At 66.7% G+C, this 12,786-nt stretch carries 11 protein-coding genes and 1 tRNA gene; 6 read left to right on the top strand and 6 right to left on the bottom strand.

All coding sequences use genetic code 11. The features are described from left to right. The 3 genes from GEV07_28705 to GEV07_28695 form a co-directional block, all read right to left on the bottom strand. A partial coding sequence (locus GEV07_28705; GenBank protein MQA06521.1) for an acyl-CoA synthetase occupies positions 1-1,224 on the bottom strand: 1,224 nt, incomplete at its 3' end. Continuing rightward, on the bottom strand, positions 1,184-1,900 hold the full coding sequence (locus GEV07_28700; protein MQA06520.1) for an acetyl-CoA synthetase: 717 nt from the start codon (positions 1,898-1,900) through the stop codon (positions 1,184-1,186). The genes GEV07_28705 and GEV07_28700, both read right to left, overlap by 41 nt. After that, positions 1,897-3,498, bottom strand: coding sequence for a propionyl-CoA carboxylase (locus tag GEV07_28695; protein MQA06519.1), 1,602 nt, complete (start codon positions 3,496-3,498; stop codon positions 1,897-1,899). Before GEV07_28695 ends, GEV07_28700 begins: the two co-directional genes overlap by 4 nt. A 153-nt stretch (positions 3,499-3,651) precedes the next feature. On the opposite strand from GEV07_28695, the gene GEV07_28690 reads away from it, so the two are divergent. The 5 genes from GEV07_28690 (at position 3,652) to GEV07_28670 (ending at position 8,938) form a co-directional block, all read left to right on the top strand. After that, positions 3,652-4,263, top strand: coding sequence for a TetR family transcriptional regulator (locus GEV07_28690; protein MQA06518.1), 612 nt, complete (start codon positions 3,652-3,654; stop codon positions 4,261-4,263). A gap of 80 nt (positions 4,264-4,343) precedes the next feature. After that, a complete protein-coding gene (locus GEV07_28685; protein ID MQA06517.1) occupies positions 4,344-5,360 on the top strand; it encodes a hypothetical protein in 1,017 nt (338 codons plus the stop codon). Next, positions 5,357-5,866, top strand: a complete 510-nt coding sequence (locus tag GEV07_28680) for a hypothetical protein (GenBank protein MQA06516.1) — start codon at positions 5,357-5,359, stop codon at positions 5,864-5,866. Before GEV07_28685 ends, GEV07_28680 begins: the two co-directional genes overlap by 4 nt. Before the next feature lie 9 nt (positions 5,867-5,875). Next, positions 5,876-7,369: a tripartite tricarboxylate transporter TctA gene (locus tag GEV07_28675; protein ID MQA06515.1), complete on the top strand. Its 1,494-nt coding sequence runs from the start codon at positions 5,876-5,878 to the stop codon at positions 7,367-7,369. Between the two features lie 27 nt (positions 7,370-7,396). Further along, positions 7,397-8,938: a methylmalonyl-CoA carboxyltransferase gene (locus tag GEV07_28670; protein MQA06514.1), complete on the top strand. Its 1,542-nt coding sequence runs from the start codon at positions 7,397-7,399 to the stop codon at positions 8,936-8,938. A 213-nt stretch (positions 8,939-9,151) separates the two neighbouring features. Here the strand turns inward: GEV07_28670 and GEV07_28665 are convergent. Both GEV07_28665 and GEV07_28660 read right to left on the bottom strand, forming a co-directional pair. Next, positions 9,152-9,240 (bottom strand) — tRNA-Leu (locus tag GEV07_28665). Positions 9,241-9,324: 84 nt separating this feature from the next. Further along, on the bottom strand, positions 9,325-9,546 hold the full coding sequence (locus GEV07_28660; protein ID MQA06513.1) for a hypothetical protein: 222 nt from the start codon (positions 9,544-9,546) through the stop codon (positions 9,325-9,327). 174 nt (positions 9,547-9,720) lie between these two features. On the opposite strand from GEV07_28660, the gene GEV07_28655 reads away from it, so the two are divergent. Further along, on the top strand, positions 9,721-10,737 hold the full coding sequence (locus GEV07_28655; GenBank protein ID MQA06512.1) for a hypothetical protein: 1,017 nt from the start codon (positions 9,721-9,723) through the stop codon (positions 10,735-10,737). A gap of 6 nt (positions 10,738-10,743) precedes the next feature. On the opposite strand, the gene GEV07_28650 is transcribed toward GEV07_28655, so the two are convergent. After that, positions 10,744-12,654, bottom strand: coding sequence for an AAA family ATPase (locus GEV07_28650; GenBank protein ID MQA06511.1), 1,911 nt, complete (start codon positions 12,652-12,654; stop codon positions 10,744-10,746). Positions 12,655-12,786 lie beyond the last annotated feature (132 nt).

Below are 12,786 nucleotides of genomic sequence, written 5' to 3'. Positions count from 1 at the left end.
GTGCATCACGATGGCGTCCGGCTCCGACTCGGTGAGCACGATCTCGACGATCGTGCCGGCGATACGTCCGTCGTCCACCCTGAAGGTGCCCAGTGGCGTGTCGATCGGGTTGAGCACGCTGGTCCCGGGAGGTAACGCCAAGTCCTCCAGCCTGTGAACCAGAGCATCGTTGAACGAGCCGATGTTCAGCCCCTGGCGGCTGAAGTAGTCGGTGGCTATGACGCTGATTCCGCCACCGTTCCCGAACAGTGTCACTTCGCGGGTGGGTTGGTCCGCACGCGGACGGCACATCTGGAAGATCAACAGGGACTCGATGAACTCTTCCAGCGTCTCGGTGAGGATCGCACCGGTCTGCCTGGCCAGGGCAAGCCAGACCCGGTCGTCCTGGGCGAGCGCTCCGGTGTGTGAGGCGGCCGCCTGCTGTCCAGGTTGCGTTCGGCCGCCGACCAGCAGGATGACGGGTTTTCTGGCGTTGGCCGCGCGGAGGATGTCGAAGAACCGGCGACCGTCCTTCACGTCCTCCAGGTAGATGCCGATCGTTTCAGTCGCCGGATCGCTGAGCATGAACTCGAGCAGCTCGTTCGGGCCGATGTCCGCGCTGTTGCCCACCGAGACGATCCCGCTGAACCTCACGCCACGTAACGTGCCCCTTCGGAGCACATCGGTGGCAAGGCTTCCGCTCTGCGAGATGATGCCGACGGATCCCTTCAGCCCGGACAGCCTGTCGGGATCCGCGAAGGTCACTCTGCCCCGAGGGGTGTGAATGCCGAGGCAGTTCGGCCCCAGCAGGCGGATTCCGGTCTGTCGCGCCGTGTCCACAAGCCTGGTCTCGAGGTCTTGCCCCTCTTCCACCTCGCCGAATCCGCTGGAGATGACGTGGGCGAACCGCAGCCTGCCCCGGGCGTCCTCGAGCAGATCGGGAACCTTCTTCGGCGGCACCGCGACGTAGGCGTAGTCGATCGGCTCCGGCATGTCCGCGAACGATCGGTAACTCCGGACGCCTTCTATCGTCTCCGCTGTGGGGTGGAGTGGATAGACGTTGCCCTCGAACCCGAACTTGCGCAGCCGCCTGATGAAGATGTTGCCGTAGGTGACCTTGTTCGTCGATGCACCGGCCACCGCGATCGTCCTAGGGGCGAAGAGAACGTCCATGGCTGCGATCAAGGACTGTGAGCTCTCGCCGTCAGTCATGGCTGTTCCGGTCGGAGAGGACGAACCGCGCATCCGCGGCCACCGCGGTACGGTCGGAGGCGATCAGCGGGTTGATGTCCACCTCCGTGATCTCGTCGGGCAGCGACAGGAAGAGACCGTCCTCGCCGCCGAGCTTGACCAATACATCGACTAGTAGCGGTTCGGATGCGACCACGCCGCCGCGGGCACCGGCCAGCAGGGGGTATCCGCGCAACTCGTGCAGCATCACCCGGGCGTCGACCTCCGTGATTGGGCAGATGCCGAAGGCGACATCCTCCAGCACCTCGATGAAGATGCCGCCGAGACCGATCATGATCAGCCGACCGAATCGAGGATCGAGGACGGATCCGACCACGACCTCGTGGCCACGTGGGACCATCTCTTCGACCAGGAAGCCGTCGACCTTGTAGCCGGAGTCGCTGACCGCGGCAGCGATGGTAGTCGTCGCGCGACGCGCAGCCTCTGGAGTTGCGATGTCTACCTCCACTCCGCCCACGTCACTCTTGTGCACCAGATCGGAGGAGATGACCTTGACTGCGACCGGTCCACCGAGCGACTCGAAGGCAGCCACCACCTGCCTGGAGTCCGCGGCGACAACCGAGCGCGGAACGGCGATCCCGTAATCGTTGAGTACCTGCTTCGCTACCGTCTCGGTAAGGTGCCCCCGTCCTTGCCAATGAGCATCGACGACGTGTTCTGGCAGCTTCATACGCGCATCGTCCGAGCCGTGATCCCGAGCAGTTCCGGCACCTTCTCGTAGGCTTCCTCGATCCACTCGCACAGCAGTGGGCGGGTCTGACGCGGGTCGATGACGTCCTCGATCCCGAACCGCTCGGCCGTACGGAGGGGTGACTCGAACTGCCGGAAGTGGTCGACCAACTCGTCGCGCCTGGCCGCGGGATCCTCAGAACTGTCGATGTCTCTCCGGTAGGCCGCCTCCACGCCTCCCTCGACCGGGATGGAACCCCAGTACGCGGACGGCCACGCGTATCGCACGTAGGTATCGTGCAGTGGTCCGTAGGCGGCACCGGCGACACCGAAAGCCCGCCGTACGAAGACGGCACACCAGGGTATCGAGACCTGAGACAGTGACAGGCGTGCGCGTATTGCCTTGCGAATGGTCCCCTTTTGCTCGGCCTTGCTTCCGACGTGGACACCTGGCTGGTCCACGAAGTTCACGATCGGCACATGAAAGGTGTCGCACATGTCGACGAATCGGGTGATCTTCTCCGCCGCGGCGGCCGTCATAGCACCGCCGCTGACGTACGGATCGTTGGCCATGACGCCTACCGAGTATCCGTTGAGGCGTCCCAGCATCGTGATGGTGGAGCCGCCCTGGTGCCGTCCGATCTCGAACAGCGATTCCTTGTCGAAGACCAGCTCCAAGATCTCCCGTGCCTTGTACACCCTGCGGCGGTCGCGAGGCACGAGGGAGAGGAGCCTCGCCTCGGCTCTGTCCGGCGGATCACCGGTTTCGTGGCGCGGAGGAACGGCGAACACGCTGGAGGGCAGGTAGGAGAGAAACCGTCGTACCTGTCGAAGCGCGTCCTCTTCGTCCTCTGCCTCGTTGTCGACCACTCCGCTGCCGCGGGCGTGGACCTGACTGCCGCCCAACTCTTCGTTGGTCATCTCCTCGCCGATTCCCGGAGCAACGACTCGCGGGCCGGCGGCGAAGACCTGGCTCGTCTTCTTCGGCATGACCGAGAAGTGCGAGGTCACCACACGTACCGCGCCCAGTCCTGCGCACGGTCCCAACGCCACCCCGACCACGGGAATGACACCGAGCATCTCGGCGGCCGGCCAGTGGGGGTAGCCGGGGATCTTCGTGGACTGGTTCTTCTCCAGGATTCGAATGCTGCCGCCGGCGGCATCGACCAACCGCACCAACGGCCAGCGTTGCTCCAGGGCTAGGCGCTCGGCGAACTGCCACTTCTCCGGTGAGGTCGCTTCGGAGGATCCGCCACGTACAGTGAAGTCGTCGGCCGAGACGGCGATCTTCGTGCCGCTTATCGTTCCCTCGCCGATGATGATGTTGGCCGGAACCACGTTCTCGAGGCCGCCCGCGTCGTCATAGGTCGCGGCACCTGTGAGTGCCCCGATCTCTCGGAAGCTGTTCTTGTCCAGCAAGACGTCGATGCGCTCGCGGGCGGTGAGTCGCCCGTAGTTGTGCTGCCGTTCGACGTTGGCCGGTCCACCGAGTTGCTCAGCAATCTGCCGGCGACGACGAACTTCGTCCAGTTCCGGCTGCCAGGAAGGGACATCGCGAGGCTCCGGCTGGTCGGTGCTCCCGTGTCTGCTCGCGGTCACGCAGCCTGCCTCTCTGTCCTCGACCGAGTGCCTCGCCCGCCGGTCGAATGCCCGTTCGCCACCGGGATTTCTTGTCCTTGACACCTGAACAGGCTGTTCTGTAACGTACACGCCGTTCGGAAACGCTGTCAAGAAATGACATGGGACGGGGTAATGCGAGGGAGTCAGCCCGGTAAGGGAGGCCAGCTGGACCGCAGAACACGCAGGTCGCAGCGACAACTTCGAACGGCGTTCATCCAGATGGTGCTGGATAACGGTTACCACACGGTGACGATCGAAGAGCTGACCGAAAGGGCTGATGTCGGACGGACAACGTTCTATGCCCACTACAAGGACAAGGAGGATCTGCTCGCGCATCTGGTTACCGAGCTGGCCGAAGAGCTGCGCAACCGGATCGACGAAGTGCAGACCCTGGACAGTGTTGGCTTCACAGGCGACGTGTTCCGTCAGGTATTCCAGCACGCACTGGAAGAACGAGAGCTATATCTGCTCATTCTTCGTGGCGAAGGAGACGGGCGTGCGCTGCGGCAATTCATCGATGGGTATTGCCGGCGCAGTGAGAAGACCTACCGCGCTCGAGCGGAGAAACTGGGCGTCGAGCCCAGGCTGCCGGCCGAACTGCTGGCGCGTAGCGTCGCGGGCGAACTCTCTTCGTTGTTGTTCTGGTGGTTGGAGAACGACCAGCCGTACAGCGTAGAGGAAATGAGCACGATGATGCGTGACCTCGGGCGGCATGGACGTTTCTGGTGCGCCGGATTCAGTTAATGATCTCCCGACGGATTGCGCCGGTCATGTGACGGCCAAAGGCGCCAGGCAAAGGGGGGCTGCGACAAGGAGGTCCAGCAATGTGGAAAAAGAAGATGTGCTGCTTGTTGACCGGAATCGCATTGACCAGTCTCACTACGGCGTGCAGCGGCGGTTTGAGTGGCCAGACCAAAGAATATCCCAGCCGTAACATCACACTCATCAATCCCTACAAGGCGGGTGGCACGACCGACCCGGTGTCGAGAAAGTTCGCCGAACTCCTCGGAAAGAAGCTGGATGCTGAAGTCATTGTCAAGAACAAGGACGGCGGCGGGTCGACCGTCGGTGTAGGCGAGGTATTCGCCGCGCAGCCGGACGGGTACACGATCGGCCTCGGGTCGAGTTCCGGTTACACCGTACCGCCATTGTTGAAGGACAATGAGCTCCCGTACAAAGGCGTTGCAGACTTCCAGACGCTTGTCCAGCCCTACGAACAGTACCCAGTGCTGGTCGCTCCGCCCGACGCGCCGTACAAGAATCTGAAGGAGTTCGTCAGTTACGCCAAGGAGAACCCGGGCACCACGATGGGGTCGCCGGGACGGTTCACCGCCACTGAGCTCGGCGGGCTGGCGTTCGCCGAGGCCGCGGACATCAAGGTCAGTCCGGCACCGTTCACGGGCGGATCGGGAGAGTCCTTGACCGCCTTGCAGGGCGGCAAGGTGGACACCGTGGTCGCAGGTCCCGGTGGCAGCCTGACGGGGCTGGCGAAGGCTGGCAAGGTCCGCGTCCTGGGCTCCCTGGGTCCCTATCGAGTGAAGGCATTCCCCGACGCAGAGTCGGCGAAGGAGGTCGGCTACGGCGAGGGCCTGGTGTCGACGTCGTTCGCCATCATCGCTCCCAAGGGACTGCCCAAGCAGGTGTCGAGAGAACTCACCGAGGCCAGTAAGGCCGTCATCACCAGTGACGACTATCGCCGCTGGGCGGAGAAGAGCGGGTACGACGTTCCCGACGAGCCGAAGTCCGGAGACGAGCTGTCCAAGCAGTTGAAGTCGGAGGCGACCTCCTACCGGGACCTCCTGGTCGCGTTGGGAGAGAAACCGGTACGGAGTGCACCATGACCGAGGAGGAGGCTGCGCAATCTCCTCCAGACGAAGGGCGCCTCGACGGCAAACGAAAAGGCCGACTCGTCGTCGGCGTCATCGGGTTCCTGCTATCGGCCGGGTACCTGTTCGAGGCGCAGAAGTTGTCGTGGGGAACACTGGCGCAGCCGGGAGCCGCGGCGTTCCCCATGCTCCTCGGGGTCGCCCTGGCCGGTACCAGCATGCTGACCATAGGGGAGAGCGTGCGGACGGGCGCGGTGGCTGGAGCCGTCGAGCTGCCGCGCGGTGTCGACCGCAAACGCATACTGGGCCTCGTCGGGGCTCTCGCCGCCTATGTCGTCCTGCTTCCTGTGGCTGGCTACATCCTGGCGAGCGCCGGCTTCGCCATCGCAGTGCTCCGCTTGTTGAGCGGGTTGTCGTGGCTTCGCACGGTCGTGCTCGCGATCGCGGTCACGGCAGGGACGTACCTGCTGTTCGTCATGGTGCTCGGCGTGTTGATGCCCAAGGGCGTGCTCGGAGTCTAGGAGGCCGCTTTGGAGGCACTTGAAGGTCTGCTCTACGGCATGGGGGTGCTCTTCACGCCGACGACCCTCCTAGGTGCCTTCATCGGTGTGCTGATCGGTACCGCCGTAGGAGTGCTTCCCGGACTGGGGCCGGTGGCCGGGGCGGCGCTCATCTTCCCGCTCACCTTCACCCTCGACCCTCTGACGGGTCTGGTCATGATCGCCGGTATCTATTCCGGCGCGATGTACGGAGGCTCCACGGCGTCCATTCTGATGAAGGTGCCGGGAGACACGGCCGCCGTGGTAGCGACCTTCGACGGGTACGAGATGACTCGCCGTGGTCGCGCCGGTGCCGCCCTGAGCATCACCGCGGTCGGGTCGTTCATCGCCGGAACCATCGCGGTGGTTCTGGTGACCTTCTTCTCCGTGTACCTGGCCAAGTTCGGCCTGCTCTTTGGGCCGCCGGAGTTCTTCGCTCTCACCGCAGGAAGCCTCCTCGTCTTTGCGCGGATCACCGGCGGAAGTCTTGCGAGTGGGATGTTTCCACTGGTGATCGGGCTGATGCTCGGCACCGTCGGGCAGGAGGCTGTGACCGGCGACTTCCGGTTCACGTTCGGCGTCATGGAATTGAGTCAGGGGTTGGCATTGACGCCCGTGGCCGTCGGCCTGTTCGGGGTGGCCGAAGTCCTGATCTTGACCGAGTCCGCGCGGAGCTCGAAGAAGGTCTCGGCGATCCGGGTGCGGGAGATGTTCCCCACCCGCGAGGAGTGGAGCCGGGCGATAGCCCCTTGGGGGCGCGGGTCCATCGTCGGCTTCGTCCTTGGTCTCCTGCCGGGTCCCTCGGGGACTCTGTCGACGTTCGCTTCCTATCGACTCGAGAAGGCCGTTTCGCGCAATCGCCACCAGCTCGGCCGCGGTGCGGTTGAGGGGGTGGCGGGACCCGAAGCTGCCAACAACGCAGCGTCGACGTCGAGCCTGGTGCCCGTGCTGTCTCTTGGCATACCCTTCTCGGCCACGCTCGCGCTGATGCTCGCCGCGATGATCGTCCAAGGCGTGCAACCCGGACCACTCCTGGTGGAAGAGCGTCCCGATCTCTTCTGGGGAATCGTCGCGTCGATGTACGTCGGCAACATCATGTTGTTGATCCTCAACCTGCCGTTGGTCGGACTATGGGTGAACCTGCTCCGGACTCCGCAATACTTCCTGGTGCTGGTGATTCTCGTGTTGTCCGTCGTCGGTGCCTTCAGCGTGCGCAACAGCATGCTCGACGTCTTCTCACTGCTTGTCTTCGGACTGGTCGGCTATGCCTTGCGGAAGCTGGATTTCTCGCTTGCTCCGCTGATCCTCGGCCTCGTGCTCGGCCCTTTGATCGAGAGCTACTTCCGGGAAAGCCTCTTTCTCGGGAAAGGAGACGTGGGCGTGTTCGTCAGCTCCCCGGTGGCGGTGGGCCTCTGGGTCAGCGTCGGCGCGATCCTCGTCGGCGGGTTCGTCGTTCCACGAATCATTCGAGCACGACGCTCATAAGTGCCGGCGAGAAGGGCGACTGTGAATATGGCATTCGAACGGCAGATTGCGGAGCACGCGGAGCGTAAGGCTCAGGCGATGTCGATGGGGGGACAGGAGAAGCTGGAACGACGTCGCGCGTCGGGTGTCCTGAACGCGCGAGAGCGGGTGGCGTACCTGGTGGATCAGGGCACCTGGCAGGAGACCGGGCTGTTCGGCGTCTCGATGCGCAGCGAGATGCGGGAAAGGACCCCGGCGGACGGCAAGATCACCGGCTTCGGGAAGATCGACGGTCGACGGGTCGGCGTCGTGGCCAACGACTTCACCGTCCTTGGCGCATCGAGTAGTTCCACTGCCGAGCGAAAGGTGTCGGACGTCAAGGGCGCGTCCAAGAAACGCGGAATTCCGGTTGTCTTCCTCAACGAGTCGTCGGGGGCGAGGATGCCCGACTTGATGGGTGCCGCCGGCATGGCCGCCATCGACCGACCCGACAGGTCCAGCAGGTTTCTTAGGAGCAGGGTTAGCCCGTGGGCGTCCGCGCTACTCGGAAACGGCTTCGGGTCGTCCGCGTGGCACGCGAGCATGTCGGACTTCAACGTCATGCGCAAGGGTTCCGTCATGGCCGTCGCGAGTCCGCGCTTGGTGTCGTTGGCTACCAAAGGCACCGTGGACCCCGAGGAACTAGGCGGCTGGAAGGTGCACTCCGAGGTCACCGGGTTCGTGGACATGGTGGTGGACACCGATGAAGAAGCCCTGGACGCCGTCAAGCGCTTCTTGAGCTATCTGCCCGACCACGCGGGTGAGGCGCCTCCGCGATCGGAGGTACCCGACGGTTCCGGCGACGCATGCGAGGCGATACTCGACATGCTGCCCGAATCTCGGACGAAGGTGTACGACGTCCGCAAGGTCATCCACGCCGTGGTCGACGCGGGCTCCTGTTTCGAGCTGAAGCCCCGCTTCGGCAGGCCGCTGGTCACCGCCCTGGCACGTCTGGACGGTCGAAGCGTGGGCATCGTCGCGAACAACCCGTTCTTCAAGGGCGGGGCCCCGGACATGGACGCATGCCGCAAGGTCATGAGCTTTCTGGTGCTGTGCGACTCCTACAACATCCCGTTGATCTTTCTCGTGGACCAGCCCGGTTTCCTGATCGGCATGGAAGCCGAGAGAAGGGGGATCGTCGGCGGGGTGGTCAACTGGATGAACGCGTTGTCGCTGTGCACTGTCCCGAAGGTGATGGTCGTTCTCCGGAAGAGTTACGGACAGGCGTACGTCAACATGGGCGGCGCTGGGCTGTCGGACGGGTCGGCGGTCTGGTGGACCGCAGACACGAGCTTCATGGACCCCGCTGCGGGCGCGACGATCGTCTACGGGGTGACCGAGGACGACGACCCTGATGCGTATCGGCAGGCACTGTCGAAGATGACCAAGGACACCTCGGCCTACGATATGGCCGCGGTGTACGGCGTACAAGACGTGATCGACCCCAGAGAGACGCGCGAGTACCTGCGACGGACTCTGGAGATCCACGAGCTGCGTGTGACCGGGGGAGTCGGTCAACACTTGATGAGCAACTGGCCGACGAACTTCTAGAGGACGTCCCGGTCCCGTGTTTCGTAGGAGGGGAAGGAATGTCGTGGACCGGTGAGGCCGAGGTAGAGCGGACCGCTGCGGCGGCTCGGCTCGGGTAACGCGCCGGGCATCCCCGCTGAGGCGTCTCGGGCGCTAGGACGCCCGGACGCGTGGTCACTGCCTCGGCACACGGCGGTCGCCGAAAGACGGCGCCCAGCATTGTGGGGGTAGAGGTGGTGTCCGAGGAGGGACTTGAACCCTCAAGCCGGTTACCCGGCACTAGCACCTCAAGCTAGCGCGTCTGCCTATTCCGCCACCCGGACTTGGCGCCTGCGAGGGCGCCCGCGAGCAAGGCTGCCGGTTCGACCGAGCGGTGCCTTGCGCAGCGTCACGATAGCACGGGGCCGTCAGTCGGCTGCGGTCGGCGGCGCCCATCCGTACGGGCGTCTGGCCCTGATGATCTTGCGCCGGAGCCAGACGTCCTTGGTGCCGTCCGGGTAGCGGCGGAGACGGGCGAGTTCCCAGCTGCCGTACTCGGCGTGATCGGTGAGCAGTTGTCTGGCGGCGTTGGTCGACATGGTCCGAGGAAGCTGGATCTTCCTCGTCTCGTACTCGATCGGGACACTCATCTCTCTCATTGTGCCGGCATGTGAGGCGTCTCACCTAGCGATGACTGCAAGCGTGTCAACCGGTGGGAGCGGCCACGCGTTGCACCAACGAGATCGGGCAAACGGGTGAATTCCCCCCGGTAGTACGTCTGTCACGCGGAGCCATGAAAGGCGGGAATGTCAGACAAAGGGCGCATGGAGTTGAGCGCGGCGCAGGTGATCGGAGGTGCCTTGGCGGCTGCATCCGCGGCAGCGGCGGCGTCGGTGCTCGGGGTGTACGGCACGGTGATCGGTGCGGTCGTGGTGAGTGTGGTGGCGAGCGTGGGCGGCGCCGTCTACACGCACTCGTTCCGGAAGGGCTCCCAGAAGATCAAAGAGTCGAGTGTGCCCCAGACGCTGCGGTTGCGGCGGCCGGTCGCCCCTGGGCACGCCGCGGTGGCAGGGTCGACGGCAGACGAGCAGCTGGCCGCGGCGGAGGAAAGACCGGACGGGCCGCCGACCGTACGGCTGGCGGCGGATGGACCGTCGACGGAGCGGTTGACCCCGGCCGACGAGTACACCGCCGAGCGGCTGGCAGCTGCGGGAGCGCACCTGGCCGCGGCGGACGAGCAGGCCACCGAGCGGATGGCCGCCGCCGGGGGTGAACCGACGGAGCGGCTGGCGGCCGCTGAGGGCGAACCGACCGAGCGGCTGGACCCGGCGGATGGCACGACCGGGGTACTCGCGGCCGGCGGGGCCGCCGAAGCCGGCGGGGAGCGCGTCGGGTGGCGGCAGCGGCTGGCCGGCATCAACCCCAAGGCGGTCGTGCTGACCGGTGTAGCGGTGCTGGTGCTGAGCCTCAGCGGGATCGTGTTCGTCGAGTCGCTGCTCGGGCAGCCGCTGTCGTCCGCGTTCGGCCACGGCGACGGCAAGGGCGGCAACAGCATCTCGCGCGCCCTGCAAGGTGGTGGCGGCGCGGCCGACGACGAGGAGTCGCCGACCCCGACGCCGTCGTCGACTCCGACGACGGAGACCGGTACCCCCACGGCGACGCCGACGGCGAAGACCAGCTCGCCCGCGACGTCGCAGGTGAAGAAGTCGACGGCGAAGTCGACCACGTCGACGTCCACCTCGCCGACGAAAAGCTCGAGCCGGCCGACCACCCAGCTACCGACGTCCACCACCTCAGGTGGCCTGGACGGGGACAGCAGGGAGCGGTTGCCGGCGGAATGACCGCGGTCACTCCGCCGCGTCGGGCAGCAGCGCCGCCAACCGGGTGCGGCGCGGCTGCTCGCCGATCGTGCGTACGGCGCGGGCCAGCAACGGGCCGGCGGCGTGCACGATGGACAGGTGCTGCTTCGCCCGGGTGAGGGCGGTGTAGACCAGCGGCCGCGACAGCATGCCGCCGGCCTCGCGGGGGAGTACCGCGACGACCGCCGGCCACTCCGAGCCCTGCGCCCTGTGCACGGTGAGCGCCCAGCCGTGCAGCAGGTCACCGAGGTGCTTGAACGGCACTACCACCGGGCCGGTCGCGAAGGTGACGGTCAGCCCGTCGTCGGCGACGCCGGTCACCGTGCCCACCTCGCCGTTGGCGAACCCCTCGTCCGGGTGATTCGCGGTGGCCACCACGCGGTCGCCGACGTCGAAGCCGCGGTTGGCGCCCGGGCCGGGGTTGAGCTCGGCCTTGAGCCGCGCGTTGAGTGCGATGGTGCCGGCCGGACCGCGGTGGACGGGCGTGACGACCTGGATCTCCTCGGCCGGGATGCCCAGCGCGCGGGGGATGGAGTCGGTCACCAGCTGCGAGACGCGGTGCGCGGCGTCCGCCGCCGCGCGGGCCGGCACGACGACGACCTCGTGCTCCGGTGAGTCGACCGGCGGCAGGTCACCGCCGCGTACGGCGGTGGCGAGGCGGGCGATCGCGCCACCTTCGGCCTGCCGGTGCAGCGTGGTCAGCTCGGTGACCGGCACCGTGGCGGCGTCGATGATGTCGGCCAGTACGCGCCCGGGACCGATGGACGGCAGCTGCGCCGGGTCGCCGACCAGTAGCAGGTGGGTGCCGTCGGAGCAGGCGTCGAGCAGCGACGCGGCCAGCTCCACGTCGAGCATGGAGACCTCGTCGACCACCACGATGGTCTCGTCCAGCGGCCACGCCTCGTTGCGCGCGAACGCGTAGCCCCGGCCGCCGCCGGAGTCGCCGGTCGGGTACGCGCCGAGCAGCCGGTGCAGGGTGCTCGCCTCGTGCCCGGTGAGCTCCTCCATCCGCTTCGCCGCCCGCCCGGTGGGCGCGGCGAGCGCGATCGGGCAGTCCAGCTTCGTGGCCAGCTCGACGACGGCCGCGATGGTGCGGCTCTTCCCGGTGCCTGGCCCGCCGGTGAGTACGGTGACGCCGTGCTCGGCGACCTCGTGGGCGGCGGCGAGCTGCGCGGGGTCGAGGCCCTCGGTCACCGCATCGACGTCGTCGTCCTGTGCCAGCGGCTCGGCAGTCGCGGACAGCCGGCGCAGGCCCTCCGCGACGGTGTCCTCGGCCATGGCGTGCCTCGCCAACGCGAGGTGTGCCTCCGTCTCGGCGTCCGCCGGCGTGACGTCGACGACGTCGCCGCTGTCGAGTGCCGCTGCGACGGCGTCGGCCGCGACCGCCCGCAACTGCGCGAGCTCGTCGGTGAGCAGGCCGACCGGCGTGGTGGTGTGCCCGGCGCGTGCGGTGCCGGCGAGCAGGTGGCAGACCAGCGCGCGGGCCCGGCGCGGGTCATCCGGCCGGGCGCCGGTGAGCGACTGGCGGGCGAACGCGTCCGCCTGCGGCGGCCGTACGCCGGGCAGGGCGAGCAGCCGCCACGGGTCGTCACCGAGCATGGCCGCTGCGCCGGGGCCGAGCTGGCGTACGGCGGCCGCCGCGAGCCGCACCTCCGCGCCCGCGGCGAACAGCACCTCGGCCGCGTCGAACACCGGCCGCGCCTTGTCGAGCGCCTCGACGAGGCGGTCCGCCCGCCGGTCGCTGACGCCGTCCAGCTCGGTCAGCACCCCTGGGGTCACCTGGTCAGGGTGGGTGCGCCCGGTCTGGGCGACCCGGCGCGCCAGCTTGACGCCGCAGCCTGGCCACAGGCCGGCGGAGCAGAACGCGGCGAACGCGGTGGCGGGGTTGTCGGTAGCCATGACACCCCGAGACTACGTCCAGACCCACCCGGCACCGGCACGCCAGGCCGAGGCTGGGGACAACACCAGGCGGGTCAGTCCTTCTTCGCCCGGCTGGGCTGTACGCGCATCGGCTCGCCGGGCATCTTCGGG

The sequence above is a fragment of the Streptosporangiales bacterium genome (assembly GCA_009379825.1).
Lineage (GTDB): Bacteria > Actinomycetota > Actinomycetes > Streptosporangiales > WHST01 > WHST01.
Note: the sequence above shows the minus strand (reverse complement) of the source record. Positions and strands in the feature narration are given on the sequence as shown.